This is a genomic window from Vibrio sp., from assembly GCF_050299255.1.
Taxonomy (GTDB): Bacteria; Pseudomonadota; Gammaproteobacteria; order Enterobacterales; family Vibrionaceae; genus Vibrio.
Map to the genome: position 1 here is coordinate 241 of NZ_JBNKVP010000222.1, position 266 is coordinate 506.

The following is a 266-nucleotide window of genomic DNA, read 5'->3' on the forward strand; positions in this document are numbered from 1 at the left end:
CTGGTGCGCAATTGCTGTTGCACATCGTCAAAACGGATCAGTAAACGGCCTTCTTCCTCATGGGAACCGACATACTCGATGCCGGCATCCCGGATCTGCCTCTCCACCTGCTCGATGGTGATTTCAGATAGTTCCTGTCCGTCGTCTCGGCTGACCTGCACCGACGGCGACTTACCGAACAGATTAGGCAACGCAACAAGAATGCCCAGCGCGATGGCAAAGGCCACCAGCAGATTTTTCCACAGGGGATAGTGATTCATGGTGCT

General features: G+C 54.5%; 1 pseudogene. It reads right to left on the reverse strand.

Annotation, left to right across the window (positions count from 1 at the left end):
* Window positions 1-266, reverse strand: a pseudogene (locus ACQY6F_RS19125) (hypothetical protein); the annotation flags it as partial.